15 protein-coding genes are annotated in these 14970 nt (G+C 70.7%); 8 read left to right on the forward strand and 7 right to left on the reverse strand.

Annotated elements, in window-relative coordinates; all coding sequences use genetic code 11:
- Window positions 1-107 precede the first annotated feature (107 nt).
- Entirely contained in the window at window positions 108-1829 is a 1722-nt protein-coding gene (locus ACIRP7_RS30205; RefSeq protein WP_403665630.1) for a cholesterol oxidase substrate-binding domain-containing protein, read from the forward strand.
- Here the strand turns inward: ACIRP7_RS30205 and ACIRP7_RS30210 are convergent.
- From ACIRP7_RS30210 to ACIRP7_RS30220, 3 genes are all read right to left on the reverse strand, one after another.
- On the reverse strand, window positions 1826-2419 hold the full coding sequence (locus tag ACIRP7_RS30210) for a TetR family transcriptional regulator (RefSeq protein ID WP_352385940.1): 594 nt from the start codon (window positions 2417-2419) through the stop codon (window positions 1826-1828). The genes ACIRP7_RS30205 and ACIRP7_RS30210 overlap by 4 nt on opposite strands.
- Window positions 2416-3906 carry an MFS transporter gene (locus ACIRP7_RS30215; RefSeq protein WP_403665632.1) on the reverse strand — a complete coding sequence of 497 codons (1491 nt, stop codon included), beginning with the start codon at window positions 3904-3906 and terminating at the stop codon, window positions 2416-2418. The genes ACIRP7_RS30210 and ACIRP7_RS30215 overlap by 4 nt, the downstream gene beginning before the upstream one ends.
- Window positions 3907-3999: 93 nt before the next feature.
- Entirely contained in the window at window positions 4000-5217 is a 1218-nt protein-coding gene (locus ACIRP7_RS30220) for an FAD-dependent monooxygenase (protein WP_403665634.1), read from the reverse strand.
- 334 nt (window positions 5218-5551) lie between these two features.
- Between ACIRP7_RS30220 and ACIRP7_RS30225 the strand changes: the two genes are divergently transcribed.
- The 3 genes from ACIRP7_RS30225 to ACIRP7_RS30235 all read left to right on the forward strand — a co-directional run bounded on the left by ACIRP7_RS30225 (window position 5552) and on the right by ACIRP7_RS30235 (window position 7300).
- Window positions 5552-5896 carry a tyrosinase cofactor gene (locus ACIRP7_RS30225; RefSeq protein ID WP_403665636.1) on the forward strand — a complete coding sequence of 115 codons (345 nt, stop codon included), beginning with the start codon at window positions 5552-5554 and terminating at the stop codon, window positions 5894-5896.
- A 44-nt stretch (window positions 5897-5940) separates the two neighbouring features.
- Entirely contained in the window at window positions 5941-6765 is an 825-nt protein-coding gene (locus tag ACIRP7_RS30230; RefSeq protein ID WP_403665638.1) for a tyrosinase family protein, read from the forward strand.
- Window positions 6766-6847: 82 nt separating this feature from the next.
- Complete coding sequence (locus tag ACIRP7_RS30235) at window positions 6848-7300, forward strand: SRPBCC family protein (protein WP_007379788.1); 453 nt, start codon at window positions 6848-6850, stop codon at window positions 7298-7300.
- 21 nt (window positions 7301-7321) lie between these two features.
- Here ACIRP7_RS30235 and ACIRP7_RS30240 read toward each other — a convergent pair whose 3' ends face one another.
- The 3 genes from ACIRP7_RS30240 to ACIRP7_RS30250 all read right to left on the reverse strand — a co-directional run bounded on the left by ACIRP7_RS30240 (window position 7322) and on the right by ACIRP7_RS30250 (window position 9346).
- On the reverse strand, window positions 7322-8020 hold the full coding sequence (locus ACIRP7_RS30240) for a ribonuclease H (RefSeq protein ID WP_403665640.1): 699 nt from the start codon (window positions 8018-8020) through the stop codon (window positions 7322-7324).
- A 23-nt stretch (window positions 8021-8043) separates the two neighbouring features.
- Window positions 8044-8166 carry a hypothetical protein gene (locus ACIRP7_RS30245; RefSeq protein ID WP_403665642.1) on the reverse strand — a complete coding sequence of 41 codons (123 nt, stop codon included), beginning with the start codon at window positions 8164-8166 and terminating at the stop codon, window positions 8044-8046.
- A 379-nt stretch (window positions 8167-8545) separates the two neighbouring features.
- Window positions 8546-9346: a VOC family protein gene (locus tag ACIRP7_RS30250; RefSeq protein ID WP_403665644.1), complete on the reverse strand. Its 801-nt coding sequence runs from the start codon at window positions 9344-9346 to the stop codon at window positions 8546-8548.
- A gap of 650 nt (window positions 9347-9996) precedes the next feature.
- Here ACIRP7_RS30250 and ACIRP7_RS30255 point away from each other — a divergent pair.
- The 4 genes from ACIRP7_RS30255 (at window position 9997) to ACIRP7_RS30270 (ending at window position 14429) form a co-directional block, all read left to right on the forward strand.
- Complete coding sequence (locus tag ACIRP7_RS30255) at window positions 9997-11433, forward strand: family 2B encapsulin nanocompartment shell protein (RefSeq protein WP_403665646.1); 1437 nt, start codon at window positions 9997-9999, stop codon at window positions 11431-11433.
- Window positions 11430-12479 (forward strand): family 2 encapsulin nanocompartment cargo protein terpene cyclase, encoded by a 1050-nt coding sequence (locus ACIRP7_RS30260; RefSeq protein WP_403665647.1) that lies wholly within the window; start codon window positions 11430-11432, stop codon window positions 12477-12479. Before ACIRP7_RS30255 ends, ACIRP7_RS30260 begins: the two co-directional genes overlap by 4 nt.
- Window positions 12480-12529: 50 nt before the next feature.
- Complete coding sequence (locus tag ACIRP7_RS30265) at window positions 12530-13405, forward strand: geranyl diphosphate 2-C-methyltransferase (RefSeq protein WP_403665649.1); 876 nt, start codon at window positions 12530-12532, stop codon at window positions 13403-13405.
- A 124-nt stretch (window positions 13406-13529) separates the two neighbouring features.
- Complete coding sequence (locus ACIRP7_RS30270; RefSeq protein WP_403665651.1) at window positions 13530-14429, forward strand: SGNH/GDSL hydrolase family protein; 900 nt, start codon at window positions 13530-13532, stop codon at window positions 14427-14429.
- A 28-nt stretch (window positions 14430-14457) separates the two neighbouring features.
- Here the strand turns inward: ACIRP7_RS30270 and ACIRP7_RS30275 are convergent, their stop codons facing one another.
- Window positions 14458-14940 (reverse strand): VOC family protein, encoded by a 483-nt coding sequence (locus ACIRP7_RS30275; RefSeq protein ID WP_403665653.1) that lies wholly within the window; start codon window positions 14938-14940, stop codon window positions 14458-14460.
- Window positions 14941-14970 lie beyond the last annotated feature (30 nt).

A 14970-nucleotide genomic window follows, 5' to 3' on the forward strand; every position in this document is an offset into this window, starting at 1 on the left:
GCGCGGAACGAGTCGCTCCGGGTCGAGACCCGTGAATTCTTCACTCGCATGGGTGACACGTTTCGCCGCAGGGCATGCACGTGTCAACATCCGCCTAGCGTGACCCCGTGACTGATCGTTCTTTGAGCAACCACCGCAACCACCCGCAGGAGAGCCCGTCCTGGACCCGTCGCGGCTTCCTCGTGAGCGCCGCCGCCCTCGCCGCCGTACCGATTCTGCTGCCGGCCGACCCGGCGGCCGCGGCGGAGCAACTGCCCGGCTTCCCGGCAGGCGTGGCCCTGCACCGCTCGGCGTACCGGAACTGGGTCGGTGAGATCACCGCCGACGGGCTGTGGGCCTGTGCGCCCACCGGCCCGGACCAGGTGGTCGAGGTCGTCAACTGGGCCTGGCGGCACGGCTGGCGGGTCCGCGCGCGGGGCTCCTCGCACGGCTGGTCGCCCCTGACCATCACCGAGGGCACCGGGTCGGACGCTCCCGTCCTCCTCGTCGACACCGCCTCCCACCTCACCGGCCTGTCCCTGGACTCGACCTCCGCGGTGCGGGCCGGGACCGGCGTCACGCTGGAGGCGCTGCTCACCTATCTGGAGGGGCACGGGCTCGGGGTCACCGCCGCGCCCGCGCCCGGTGACCTCACCCTGGGCGGCGCGCTGGCGATCGACGCGCACGGCACCGCCGTCCCGGCCGACGGGGAGGAACGGCTGCCGGGGCAGACGTACGGCTCGCTCAGCAATCGCATCCTGTCGCTGACGGCGGTGGTGTGGGACGAGGACAGCGGGGCGTACGGGCTGCGCACCTTCAGCCGCGCCGAGGCCGACAGCGCGGCCCTGCTCACTCATCTCGGGCGGACGTTCGTCACCGAGGTCGTGCTGCGGGTGGGCGCCGACAGCAATCTGCGGTGTGTCAGCCGGGTCGACATTCCGGCGGCCGAGCTCTTCGCGGCGCCCGGCGGTGACGGGCGGACCTTCGCGAGCTTCCTGGAGGAGGCCGGGCGGGTCGAGGCGATCTGGTTCGCCTACACGGAGTTCCCGTGGCTGAAGGTGTGGAGCGTGGCGCCGCGCAAGCCGCTGACCTCGCGGCGGGTGACCTCGCCGTACAACTACCCCTTCTCCGACAACGTTCCGACCCTGGTGGCGGATCTGGCCGGGCGGATGATGTCGGACGCGGCCTGGTATCTGGCGCCGGTACTCGGCAACGCGCAGCTCGACGTGGCGACCGTGGGGCTCACCGGGACGCTGTCGGCGGACATCTGGGGGCCGTCCAAGAACACGCTGTTGTACATCAAGCCGACGACGCTCAGGGTGACCGCGAACGGGTACGCGGTCCTGACGAGCCGGGAGAAGGTGCAGCGGGTCGTCTCCGAGTTCACGGACTTCTACCGGGAGCGGCTCGCCGCGTACACGGCGCAGGGGCGGTTCCCGGTCAACGGGACGGTGGAGATCAGGGTGACCGGGCTCGACGATCCGGCCGAGGCCGAGCTGGAGGGGACGCGGGCTCCGCTGCTGTCGGCGCTGCGGGCGGACCAGGCGCATCCCGAGTGGGACACGGCGGTGTGGCTGGACATCCTGACGCTGCCGGGGACGCCGTACGCGGAGGCCTTTCTGCGGGAGATCGAGCAGTTCCTGTTCGACGGCTACGAGGGGACGCGCGTCGAGTGGTCCAAGGGCTGGGCCTACACGGACGACGCCGTGTGGGCGGACGAGGAGGTGCTGGGGACGACGATTCCCGGGTCGTTCGGCGAGGCGGTGTGGGGGCAGGCGGCGGGGGTGCTGGACCGGCTCGATCCGCACGGCGTGTTCGGCAACGCGTTCCTGGACCGGCTGTTCCGCTAGGGCCCTTCTGGCGTCAAGTGCGCCTGCACGGTGGGGGCGTAGCGGTCCACGACGTCTTCCACGGCGCTCGCCCTCAGCTCGGTGCCCCGGGCGATGCCGTACATCACGCCCAGGCCCAGGAGGGTGCCGACCGCCAGTTCGGCACGCAGGCCGGCGTCGGGGCCCCGCAGACGCTCCGCGAGGCGTTCGACCACCTGGGCGCGGAAGTTGACGCGCAGGATGTCGCCGTGTTCGCCCTGGACGGGGGCGAAGGCGATGCGGAGCAGGGGGTCGGCGCCGCGTTCGATCTGGCCGGTGAGGACATGGCGCACCATGTGGCGGCCCAGGTCGTCGACGGGGGCGTCGAGCAGGGCCGTCGCGTCGGACTCGAAGGACATGACGCGGGCGAGGAGGGCGTCCTTGTTGCCGAAGTACTTCACGATCAACGGCGGGCTGACACCGGCGCGTTCGGCGACCGCCTTGAGGGTGATGTCGGCGTAAGGGGTGCGGGCCAGGAGATAGCGGGCCGCCCTGAGGATGGCGGCCTTGGTCGACTCGGCGTCGCGGCGGGCGGTCGTGGTGGTGGGGGGCGGTGTGCTCACGGCACTCATGCTCCCTCCATCGCCCCGTCCCGCGCGCCCCGGGTGCGGCCCCTCGTCCGGCGCGTCCCCTCGGGCGCGGAGTCGCCGGGGATGGTCAGCGCCGCCGCGCAGGCCGCGAGGGCTATCGCGCCCGCCATGGCGAAGGCCATCACGTAGCCGTGCAGGGTGGGCACGAGGGCGCCGCCGACCGGGCTGGTGTGGTGGACCAGTACCGCCGCGACCGCCGCGCTGGAGGTGGCCTGGCCGATGGTGCGCATCAGGACGTTGACGCCGTTGGCGGAGGCGGTCTGCTCGGCCGGGACGGCACGCAGGATCAGGGTGGGCAGGGCCGAGTAGGCGAGGGTGGTGCCGGTGGCCACCACGGTCGCGCCGAGGATGATCATCCACAGGTCGCGGCTGTCCGCGATGCGTACGGCGTAGCCGCAGGCGATGACCGCGGCGCCGAGGGCGAGCGTGATGCGCGGGCCGCGGGTGGCGGAGATCCGGGCCGACAGCGGTGAGAACAGCAGCATGGTCACTCCGCCCGGCAGCAGGCACAGGCCGGTGGCCACGATGGACAGACCGAGTCCGTAGCCGGTGGCCTTCGGTGCCTGGACCAGCTGGGCCGTCACCAGGGAGTTGGCGTAGAACGCGAAGCCGGTGAGCAGGGCGGCCACGTGGGACAGGCCCACCCGCGGCCGGGTGACGAGCCGCAGGTCGACCAGGGGCTGCTCGGTGCGCAGTTGGCGCCACCACCACAGGGCGAGGACGGCGACGGAGACCAGGAACAGGCTGAGGACGCGGGGGCTGGCCCAGCCCCACTGCCCGCCCTGGGACACCCCGAGCAGCAGGCTGACCAGGCCGACGGCCAGTCCCAGGGCGCCCGGCACGTCGAAGCGGCCCGGCTGTCGTACCGGCGACTCGCGGACGGCCCACGACACGGCCGTCACCCCGAGGGCGCCTAGGGCGCTGGTCATCCAGAACATGGTGTGCCAGTCGGCGTACTGGACGACCATGGCGGCCAGCGGCAGGCCGAGCGCGGCGCCGATGCCGACCGTGGAACTCATCATCGCGACCGCGGAACCCCGGCGCTCGGGCGGCAGTTCGTCGCGCAGGATGCTGATCGACAGCGGCACCACGGAGGCGGCGGCGCCCTGGAGGGCGCGGGCCGCGATGAGCACGGTGATGTCGGAGGACAGGGCGCACATCACCGAGCCGAGCGTCATCAGACCGAGGGCGCCGGTCAGCACCCGGCGCTTGCCGTACATGTCGCCGGCGCGGCCGAGCACGGGGGTGAGGACGGCACCGGCCAGCAGGGTCGCCGTGACCATCCAGGAGACGGCGCCGGGCGAGGAGTGCGTCAGCCGGGGCAGGTCCGGCAGCAGCGGGACGACCACGGTCTGCATGACGGCCATGAGCGTGCCGCACATCGCCAGCACTGGGACGGTGAGCCGGGCCCGCAGGCCGGTTCCGCCGGCTGCTCCGCGCGGCGGGGATATCGGGCCCTGCTGGTCCATCGGCGCTCCGGAATCGACAGGGAAAACAGTGGGTGAATGACAATTCACTCTAGCGGTGAATCGTCATTCACCCAACCGTTTCCCGGGCCGCGGCTACTTGCGCGAGGCCAGCTCCCGCGCGTGCACGCCGCGTGCGACCTTCGGTCCGAGCCAGCGCTTGAACCTGCGCAGCGCCTCCAGCTGCCCGGCGGCCCTGTCGATCCGGTAGTACAGCTGGGGCGGGACATGGGGCAGCAGCGGCGAGTGACGCTGGCCGAGCAGGGCGAACATCTGCTCCGGCGGCAGGTCGATGTAGCGGGACAGGTTCTCGTACCACTGGGCGCTGTAGCGGGCGGCGCTCTGGATGGAGAGCAGCTCCGACTTGCGCTGCCGCTCGTAGCGCGCGAGTGCCCGCGGAAGCTCGGTGTGCGCGTGCAGGGCGTCGGCGAGGGCGATGGCGTCCTCCAGGGCGAGGGTGGTGCCGGCACCGATCGAGTAGTGGGTGGTGTGGGCGGCGTCGCCGAGCAGGACGAGGTTGTCGTGGTGCCAGGTCCGGTTGGTGAGGGTGCGGAAGTTCAGCCACTGGGCGCTGCCCGAGCCGGCGGAACGACCGATCAGCGGATTGCCGTCGAGGACGTCGGCGAACAGCTTCTCCAGCAGGGCGAGCCCGTCGGCGTCGCCGACGCTGTCCAGTCCGAGGCCGGTCCAGGTCCGCGGTGCGCACTCGACGACGACGGTGCTGCGCTCGGGACTGAAGGCGTAGCCGTAGCACCAGATCCAGCCGTGGTCGGTCTCGACGAAGGCGAAGGTGAAGGAGTCGAAGACCTTGCTGGTGCCGAGCCAGATGTAGTGGTTGCGGCCCTCCCTGGTCTCGGCGCCGAAGTGGTCGGCGTGCCCGGTGCGCAGGGCGCTGCGCACGCCGTCGCCGGCCACGACGAGGTCGGCCGCGGGGAGGTTGTCGTGGGTGATCTCGTGTTCGAACTCCAGCCGTACGCCCAGGGAGCGGGCGCGGGCGGCGAGGATCTCCAGCAGACGGTGGCGGCCGATGCCGAAGCCCTCGTCGCTCGGGCGCCGGGTGACCAGGTCGCGCACTCGGGCCTCGCCTTGGTGCCAGGTGACCGACGCCTCCTCGATCGCGCGGGCGGACTCGGGGTCGTGGACATGGAGCTTGTCGAGCAGTCCGCGCCAGTAGGTGACGCCCCAGCCGTAGGTCGAGCCCTCCGGGTCGCGCTCGTGGACAGTGATGTCGTGGGACGGGTCCTGCCGTTTCAGCAGGATCGAGAGATACAGGCCGGCGGGCCCGCCGCCGACGCAGGCGACCTTCACACGCACCCCTAGAAATTACCCAAAGCGGTCAATTGGCAACGCAGAGTAGCAGCCAGAGGGTGCGCGACTCTCGCTCCGGTTCACGCCACTTTCAGCGCGTGAGGAGGGCCACTGCCAGCGGGTTCGCCCGCAAAGGATCATCGGATTCACGGCCCGCGAGAGAAGGAATTCCTCCGTCCGGGTTCCCGAAAGCCCTCTCTGCAGCAAGATCATCTTCGTTCAACGCTGTACGACATGTAGGTAATTGTCTGGATCAGGGCCAACCCGTCTCGAGCGATTTCTCCCGCTCTCGACCGGGCCGATAGGCATGCGGAGTCCGTCAACCCAGGAGGCACACCGCATGCCGGAACTCACCCGCCGTACCGCGCTCACCGCGACGGCCGCCCTCGCCGCAGGAGCGGTCGCCGCGCCGCGCGCGTCCGCCGAAGAGCACCATCACGGGTCACCGGAGGTATTCGACGAGGTCTACGAGGGCCGCCGGATACAGGGCCGGTCCACCGGTAGCCACCACGGCGGCTACCGCGTGACGGTCGACGGCGTGGAGCTGCACATGATGCGCAACGCCGACGGCACCTGGATCAGTGTCGTCAGCCACTACGACCCGGTGCCCACACCGCACGCCGCCGCGCGGGCCGCCGTCGACGAGCTCCAGGGCGCGCGGCTGCTGCCGCTCCCCGCCAACTGATCACCACCGCCCCGCCCCCGCATGCCCCTTTGGAGCACCCGCACATGACCGTCCGCAAGAACCAGGCCACCCTGTCCGCCGACGAGAAGCGGCGGTTCGTCGCCGCCGTTCTGGAGCTGAAGCGCAGCGGCCGCTACGACGACTTCGTCACCACGCACAACGGCTTCATCATGGCGGACACCGACAACGGCGAGCGCACCGGCCACCGTTCGCCCTCCTTCCTGCCCTGGCACCGCAGATTCCTGCTCGACTTCGAGAGCGCGCTGCAGTCGGTGGACGCCTCGGTGGCACTCCCCTACTGGGACTGGAGCACCGACCGCTCCCCGCGCGCCTCGCTGTGGGGTCCCGACTTCCTCGGCGGCACCGGGCGCAGCCGGGACGGGCGGGTGATGGACGGCCCGTTCGCCGCGGACACCGGCGACTGGCCGATCAACGTACGGGTCGACGGCCGTACGTATCTCAGACGCGCCCTCGGCGTCGGCGTACGAGAGTTGCCGACCCGGGGCGAGGTGGAGTCGGTGCTGTCCATGGCGACGTACGACATGGCTCCCTGGAACAGCGCGTCGGACGGTTTCCGCAACCATCTGGAGGGCTGGCGCGGGGTCAATCTGCACAACCGGGTCCATGTCTGGGTGGGCGGGCAGATGGCGACCGGGGTCTCCCCCAACGATCCGGTGTTCTGGCTCCACCACGCCTACGTGGACAAGCTGTGGGCCCAGTGGCAGCGGCGGCATCCGGACTCCCGCTACGTCCCGGCCGCCGGAACGCCCGAGGTCGTCGACCTCGACGAGTCCATGAGGCCGTGGAACGACGTGCGCCCCGCGGACCTGCTGGACCACACCCGCCACTACACCTTCGACACGGCATGACATTCGTCTTGCGGCGGTTTGCCCTCCGGATCACGCGGTACCCGCGCCACACACACCGAGAAGACGAAGGAGGGATTCACCCGTGTCGCAGGTCGAGGAGTCCATCGAGGTCGGCGTGCCGGTGCACACCGCCTACAACCAGTGGACACAGTTCGAGACGTTCCCCGAGTTCATGAGCGGGGTCGAGCGCATCGAACAGCGCACCGACACGCTCACGCACTGGGTGACCAACGTCAACGGAGTGCACAGGGAGTTCGACGCGGAGATCACCGAGCAGATCCCGGACGAGCGGGTCGCGTGGACCACCATCGCCGGCGAGGCCAAGCAGGCGGGTGCGGTGACCTTCCACCGGCTCGACGAGGGCCACACCAAGGTGATGCTCCAGATGGACTTCCATCCGGACAGCATCACCGAGAAGGTGGGCGACAAGCTCGGCTTCGTGAAGCGGCAGACCAAGGGCGACCTGGAGCGCTTCAAGACGTTCATCGAGGAGCGCGGTCAGGAGACCGGCGAGTGGCGCGGCGCGGTCATCTGACCCTCGCGCTCCGGCCGGCCGCTAACCGGCCGCTTCCGTACGGCACTCCGGGTGCCCCCAGCCCTGGGCGTTCTTCGCGATGGACTCGCCCGCCGCGTAGGAACGTCCGCACAGACACCGGCCGGGGAACTTGGCCTTGATCGTACGAGAAGACGAACCGCCGCTCCGCTTGGGCGACTTGGCCCGGGCGGGGCGGTCGGCTTTTTTCGGGGTGTCCGGCGACGGCGGCGGCTGCGGAGAGCCGAGTTCGCTGCTCGCGGGCTCCTGGACGATGGCCGCCTGGCTGGCCGCGCGGTCGGCGAAGTCGTTGAGCGGGTCGCCGTCGACCTGGTGGGCGGGGACGTAACGGAACTCGACCGAACGCCCGTCGAGCAGTTCGTCGATCCGGACCACCAGCTCCTGGTTGGCGACCGGCTTGCCCGCGGAGGTTTTCCAGCCGTTGCGCTTCCAGCCCGGCAGCCAGGTGGTGACGGCCTTCATGGCGTACTGGGAGTCCATCCGGATCTCCAGCGGCACGTCCGGGTCGGTCGCGGCGAGCAGCCGCTCCAGCGCGGTGAGTTCGGCGACGTTGTTGGTGGCCTTGCCGAGCGGCCCTGCCTCCCAGCGGGACGGTGTCTCCGACTCGTCGGCGATGACCCAGGCCCAGGCCGCGGGCCCCGGATTTCCCTTCGAAGCCCCGTCGCACGCGGCCACCAGTCGTTCACGCATGCGCTCGATCATGCCATGAGCGGACGGGCCCCCCTTCACCCCGCCGGGACGACCGCGGCCACGACCCTGCGGGCCTCCTCGCCCTTGGGTACCGCTCCCTCCGCGTCGGCGAAGAGCAGATGCGCCGCCCCGATCAGCGTGGGGGCGGGCAGATCCACGCCCGCGTCGGCCGGAACCTGCCCCCGTTCACCCCGCCCGGGACGACCGCGGCCACGACCCCGCGGGCCTCCTCGCCCCTGGGTACCGCTCCCTCCGCGTCGGCGAAGAGCAGATGCGCCGCCCCGATCAGCGTGGGGGCGAGCAGATCCACGCCCGCGTCGGCCGGAACCTGCCCCCGTTCACCCCGCCGGGACGACCGCGGCCACGACCCCGCGGGCCTCCTCGCCCTCGGGCGCCGCCCTGTCCTCGTCGCGCAGCGCAGGTGCGCGCCCCAGATCAACGTGAGGGCGAGCAGATCCACGCCCGCGTCGGCCGGGACCTGCCCCGTTCACCCCGCCGGGTGTGCGGGAGCTGCTCGATGCACTGCATCGGCACCGGCTAGGGCACGTCGGAGATCTGGGGGATGTCGCCCTGGGTCGTCGTCACGTCGATGACCGAGAAGCTCGCGCCCTGCGGGTCACTGAGGGCCGCGAACCGGCCGAAGGGCGAGTCCATCGGCCCGAACCGCAGGACACCGCCGAGCTTGGTGGCGCGGGCCACGGCGTCGTCGCAGTCGGTCACCGAGAAGTAGACGTTGATGTACGCCGGTACCTCGGGCGGGAAGTCGTCGGTCATCTTCATACGGCCGAGGACCGTCTTGTCGTCGAGGTTGAACATGCGGAAGTCGATGGCGTCGTCCTCCATCCGCTGGGCGCGGTAGCCGAAGACGGCCGGGAAGAACGCGTCGGACTTCTCGGTTTCGCGAGTGTAGATCTCGGCCCAGCAGAACGCGCCGGGCTGCTCGGGCGGCGCCTCGAAGCCCTCGTGGGTGCCCGCCTGCCACACGCCGAAGACGACTCCGCTCGGGTCGCGCGCCAGGCACATCGTGCCGAAGTCGCCGACCTGCATCGGTTCCATGAGCACCTCGCCGCCGTTGTCACGGATCTTGCCGGCGGTGGCGGCGGCGTCCGGCGACGCGAGGTACAGGCACCACTGCGAGTGCCCTTCCTGCCCCGGCATCGGCGGCACGACGGCGGCGACGGCCTTGCCGTCCGAGTAGGCCTGCGTGTAGTTGCCGTACTCCGACGACGACTCGCCGAAGGTCCAGCCGAGGACGTCGCCGTAGAAGCTCTTGGCTCCCTCGACGTCGCTGAACATCGCATCGGCCCAACAGGGGGTTCCCTCAGGTTGTACGGCCATGATCGCGGCCCTTCCCGAATCGGTGGTCGGTCCGTCTTCACACGCTAGCCACGGAAACGCCCGACCGCGCGCCGAACGGACGATTCGGCGCCAGAACGGACAGAAGGGACGCGCTCCAGGGACGTGCGGGGTGTGTGGCTTCGGGGCCGGTGAGCGGGGCGGGTGTGGCCTGGCGGCGGCGGACCGGCGGGAGGTGCGCCTGCTCCGTGCGCGGGTCCGAGGATCTGTGTCCCGCCTCCCGGTACACGGACTGAGACGCCGACGGGGCTACGGGGCTACGGGGAGTACACGAGCGTACCGGCCGCGTGCACTCGTCGGCCGCCCGGCGGCCTCAACGACGGACAGCGTGTTCCTCTTCGCGGCGGTGGGCGACATGGCGCCCTGTGTTCCGGGCCGGGACCGCCACCGACGATCGCCGGGACGGAACCACCTCGGCGACGCACCTCCCCCGCGCCACGACAAGGAAGTGCACAACGTCAACTCCCACACCAGGAGCGCGGAGGCACTCATCGGGCACCGGCTGCCTCACCAGCGATGTTTACACCTTCCCTGCCGCGAAGACGCCCCCTTCACGCCCTGCTCAGACGGCCGCCCCGCCTGTTTGGCTGGTGCACGCGCTCGGCCATCCCGCTCACCTGCCAGGAGGGAATGTGTCCACACCGGACAGCGCCGCCGGCCCCGCCGTCGACGAACCCGATCCCCCGTCCGAAACCCAGCTCACCAGCCTCAGCACCACCGCGGCCCGACAGCTCGCCACCACCACCAAGTCCGAACCCCAGATGCAGGCCATCAGCTCCCGCTGGCTGCTGCGCATGCTGCCGTGGGTGGACGTGAAGGGCGGCACCTACCGCGTCAACCGGCGCCTCCAGCTCCGGGTGGGCCGGGGCCGGGTGCAGTTCGAGCAGAACGGCGCCGACGACATCCGGGTCATCCCCCAGACCCTCACCGAACTCCCCACTCTGCGCGGCTACTCCGACACCGAGGTCCTCAAAGAGCTCGCGACCCGCTTCCGGGTCCGGGAGATCCGCGCCGGCCAGATCCTCGTCGAGGCCGGGCAGCCGGTCACCGAGGCCTACCTCGTCGTGCACGGCCGCTTCACCCGCTTCGCCGAGGGCAAGTACGGCGAGGAGGAGATCGTCGGCGTCGTCACCGACGGCGACCAGATGGGTGACGAGGCGATCGGCCGGCCCGACCCCTTGTGGCTGAGCTCGGTACGGGCGGAGACCGCCGGCGTCGTGCTGGTCCTGCCCTGGTCGGTGGTCACGGAGTTCACCGAGCGGGCGCCCTCGCTCGCGGCCCATCTGGAGGCCTACGCGCGGCGGCAGAGCCTGCCGATGAACCGCAAGGGCGAGGCCGACGTCCCCGTCCAGGCGGGTCATGTCGGGGAGCCGACGATCAGCGGCGGCTACGTCGACTACGAACTCGCCCCGCGCGAGTACGAGTTGTCCCTGACCCAGACCGTGCTGCGGGTGCACACCCGGGTCGCCGACCTCTACAACAACCCGATGGACCAGACCGAGCAGCAACTCCGCCTGACCATCGAGGAGATCCGCGAACGCCAGGAGTGGGAACTGGTCAACAACCGGGAGTTCGGCCTGCTGCACAACGCCGACCACGGCCAGCGCATCAGCACCTTCGCCGGTCCGCCGACCCCGGACGACATGGACGACCTGCTCGCCATGCGCCGCAAGACCAAGCTGTTCCTCGCCCATCCGAAGGCGATCGCGGCGTTCTTCCGGCAGTGCAACCGGCGCGGTCTGGTGCCGGGTACGGCGAGCGTCGAGGGGCATGAGATCCCCGCCTGGCGCGGGGTGCCGATCTTCCCCTGCAACAAGATCCCGGTCAGCGCGCAGCACACCAGCAGCATCATCGCGCTGCGCACCGGGGAGGGCGACCAGGGCGCCATCGGGCTCTACCAGACCGGCATCCCCGAGGAGTACCAGCCGGGCCTCAACGTGCGGTTCATGGGGATCGACGCCAACTCGATCATCCGCTACCTCGTCACCGCCTACTACTCGATGGCCATCCTGGTCCCGGACGCGGTCGGGATCCTGGAGAACGCCCAGATCGGCCGGACGGCCGAGTGACCGTGACGAGCACCCCGTCCCTGCCGGGCCCGCCCGACATCGCGAGCAGCCTGCGCACGCCCCGGCGCGGCGGGGCGATCCCCGGCCTCAGACACCGGCAGGTCGCGCCCGCGGATCCGGTGAAGGCCGCGGAGGTCGACCGCAGGCTGGAGGCCTGGGCCCGGCGCCTCGACCTGTTCCCGGAGGCGTGGAAGGGGGACTTCTCGGGGTTCCAGTTCGGCCGGGCCGTGGTCCTCCAGCATCCGGAGGCCGCCGACCTCGAACGGCTCACGGTCGCCGGTGAGTTGCTGCTCGCCGAGAACGTCGTCGACTCCTGCTACTGCGAGGAGGACGAGGGCCGTGGCGGAGCACGCCGGGGCCTCGGCGGCCGGCTGATCGTGGCCCAGTCCGCGATCGACCCGTACCACGGCATCCCCGAGCTGGAGGAGGAGTGGCGGGAGGGCGTCAGGGCCGACGGCCCGCTGCGCGCCTACCACTTCGCGCTGACGGACTACGCCGCCCTCGCCACCCCGAGCCAGACCGACCGGTTCGTCCACGACATCGCCCGGCTGCACCTCGGCTACCTCGCCGAGGCCGCCTGGGCGGAGACCCGGTATGTGCCGCGGGTCTGGGAGTACCTGGTGATGCGGCAGTTCAACAACTTCCGGCCCTGTCTGTCGATCGTGGACGCCGTCGACGGTTACGAACTGCCCGAGGCGTTCTACGCCCGGCCCGAGATCCAGCGGGTCACGGCACTCGCCTGCAACGCAACCACGATCGTCAACGACCTCTACTCCTTCACCAAGGAACTGGCGAGCGACCCCACCCACCTCAACCTGCCGCAGGTCGTCGCCGCCAACGACCGGTGCGGGCTCAAGGCCGCCTATCTGAAGTCTGTCGAGATCCACAACCGGATCATGGCGGCCTTCGACGAGGAGTCGGCGCTGCTGTCCGCCACCTCACCGCTCGTGGAGCGCTACACCCGGAGCCTGTCCGACTGGGTGGCCGGCAACCACGAGTGGCACGCCACCAACAGCCACCGCTACCACCTGCCCAACTACTGGTAGAGCACACCCGGATGACAGTGCGTCACACGCCCCAGCACAAGGAGTCACCGTTGACCATCGCCCCCCACGCCGGCACCGCGGCCCAGGTGCCGACCCAGTCGACGTACCAGAGCCGTGTCGCGGCCTACTGGAACGCCGAGGAGAACCCGGTCAACCTCGAACTCGGAAAGCTCGACGACCTCTACCACCACCACTACGGCATCGGAGAGGCCGACCGCGCCGTGCTCGACGAGCCCGAACCGGTACGGCGGCGTGAGCGGATCACCGCCGAACTGCACCGACTCGAACACGCGCAGGCCGAAGTCCTCACCGCCCATCTGGGCCCGCTCACCCCCGAGGACCGGGTTTTCGACGCCGGCTGCGGGCGCGGCGGCGGCAGTGTCGTGGCGCATCTGCGCTACGGCTGCCACGCCGACGGCGTCACCATCTCCGAGAAACAGGCGGAGTTCGCCAACGCCCAGGCCCGCAAGCGGGGCATCGACGACCGGGTGCGCTACCACCACCGCAACATGCTGGACACCGGGCTGCCCTCCGGGGCGTACGCGGCCTCCTGGAACAACGAGTCGAGTATGTACGTCGAGCTGGACCTGCTGTTCGCCGAACATGCCCGGCTGCTGCGCCGCGGCGGGCGCTATGTGGTCATCACCGGCTGCTACAACGACACCTACGGACAGGCCTCCCGCGAGGTGTCACTCATCAACGCCCACTACATCTGCGACATCCATCCCCGCTCGGCGTACTTCCGGGCGCTGGCCCGCAACCGGTTGGTGCCGGTGCACGTCGAGGACCTGACGGAGGCGGCCCTGCCCTACTGGGAGCTGCGCAAGGAGGCCGACCATCTGGTGACCGGGATCGAGGAGACCTTTCTGACCGCCTACCGCAACGGCAGTTTCCAGTACCTGCTGATCGCCGCCGACCGGGTGTGAACGCGAGGACCGGGGCTGTTTCGGGAGCCCCGGTCCACCCTTGCCACGCCGCGTGTCTTCCCCCTCGGGCCCGGCTGTGCTTGCCTGGGGAACCGTTTTTCGGCGACCGGGGCGGGAGTCGCGCATGCGGACATCGTGGATCGTGGGAATGCTGACCGCAGTCCTGCTGCTCGGCGCCTGCAGCGACCCCTCGGACGGGCCGGAGACGGCGCCACCGACCCCGGACGTCCCCCGCGCGGCAACCACGCATCAGCGCGCCCAGACCTCCCCGAGCGCCTCCGCGGCCGTCGTCGCCCCGCGGGTGCTGTATCTCGGCGACTCGCTCGCCATGGAGGCCCAGCGGGTCCTCGGGCAGGAGCTGCGCCGGGACCTGCGGGCGACGTACACCAGCGCCCCGTACTCGGGGACCACGCTGTGCGACTACCTGGAGGGCACCGGGAAGAAGTCCCTGGTGCCCGACCGGGACAAGGCGGCCGCGCTGGTCCGGGCGCTGCACCCGGACTTCGTGGTGCTGCAGTTCTGGGGCAACGCGTGGGGCTACACGTGGTGCATGGACGGGATCAGCCATGCCGCCTCGCCGCAGAAGTACTTCAGCAGGTACCGGGCGGACCTGAAGAGGCTGACCGATCAGATCGCCGCGGCGGGGGGTGAACGGCGGCCGCGGATCGTGTGGGTGGCCCAGGGCCCGGACCCGATCACCCCCGACCGGGTCCGGCGCGTGAACGAACTGTACGAGGAGCAGGCGGCCGCCTCGGGGGATGTCGTCGCCGACGCGGGCGCGACGGTGGCGCCCGCCGGATCCCGCTACTCCTGGGTGCAGTACCTGCCGTGCACCGCCTACGAGCACGAGCATCCCGACTACTGCACCCAGCCGGACCGCGACCGCACCGCCCTGCACCTCGACAAGGACTATCTGCACTTCTGTCTGGCGCCCACGACGCCCACGCCCAGGCCGTGCCCGGTCCGCTCCCCCGGCATCCTGCGGATCGCCCGGGAGATCACCCGGGTGATCGGTTCGTCCTGAGGAGCGCCCGCGCGCGTTCGGGGCGCGCTCACTCGCCCGCGTAGGCCCTGTCCAGGGCGGCGAGGTCGAACTTGCCCATGGCCATGAACGCCTTCATGACGCGGGCCGACTTCGCCGGGTCCGGGTCGGTGACCATGGCCTGCAGCCGGTCCGGCACCACCTGCCAGGACAGGCCGTACCGGTCCTTGAGCCAGCCGCATGGGCCGGGCTCGCCGCCGCCCTCGGTGAGCTTGCTCCAGTAGTAGTCGATCTCCTCCTGGTTCTCGCAGAAGACCATGAAGGAGACCGCCTCGGTGAACTTGAACTCGGGGCCGCCGTTCAGCGCGAGGAACCGGTGGCCGTTCGCCGTGAACTCGACGGTCAGCACGCTGCCGGCGGGCTGGGGCGCGCCCTCGGGATAGCGGGCGATCTCGCCGATGGTGGAGTTCTTGAAGACCGAGACGTAGAAGTGGGCGGCCTCCTCGGCCTGGCCGTCGAACCAGAGACAAGTGGTGAAACCGTCGGTGGTCATGGGTACCTCCTGGGTCGTGGGAACGTCCGT

This window comes from Streptomyces sp. NPDC102270 (assembly GCF_044766405.1).
GTDB lineage: Bacteria > Actinomycetota > Actinomycetes > Streptomycetales > Streptomycetaceae > Streptomyces.

Excerpts from the sequence above, each read along its gene's own strand:
- ACIRP7_RS30210 (WP_352385940.1), bottom strand. The coding sequence starts at position 2,419 with ATGAGTGCCGTGAGCACACCGCCCCCCACCACCACGACCGCCCGCCGC.
- ACIRP7_RS30215 (WP_403665632.1), bottom strand. The coding sequence starts at position 3,906 with ATGGACCAGCAGGGCCCGATATCCCCGCCGCGCGGAGCAGCCGGCGGA.
- ACIRP7_RS30230 (WP_403665638.1), top strand. The coding sequence starts at position 5,941 with ATGACCGTCCGCAAGAACCAGGCCACCCTGTCCGCCGACGAGAAGCGG.
- ACIRP7_RS30275 (WP_403665653.1), bottom strand. The coding sequence starts at position 14,940 with ATGACCACCGACGGTTTCACCACTTGTCTCTGGTTCGACGGCCAGGCC.
- ACIRP7_RS30240 (WP_403665640.1), bottom strand. The coding sequence starts at position 8,020 with ATGATCGAGCGCATGCGTGAACGACTGGTGGCCGCGTGCGACGGGGCT.
- ACIRP7_RS30270 (WP_403665651.1), top strand. The coding sequence starts at position 13,530 with ATGCGGACATCGTGGATCGTGGGAATGCTGACCGCAGTCCTGCTGCTC.
- ACIRP7_RS30250 (WP_403665644.1), bottom strand. The coding sequence starts at position 9,346 with ATGGCCGTACAACCTGAGGGAACCCCCTGTTGGGCCGATGCGATGTTC.
- ACIRP7_RS30225 (WP_403665636.1), top strand. The coding sequence starts at position 5,552 with ATGCCGGAACTCACCCGCCGTACCGCGCTCACCGCGACGGCCGCCCTC.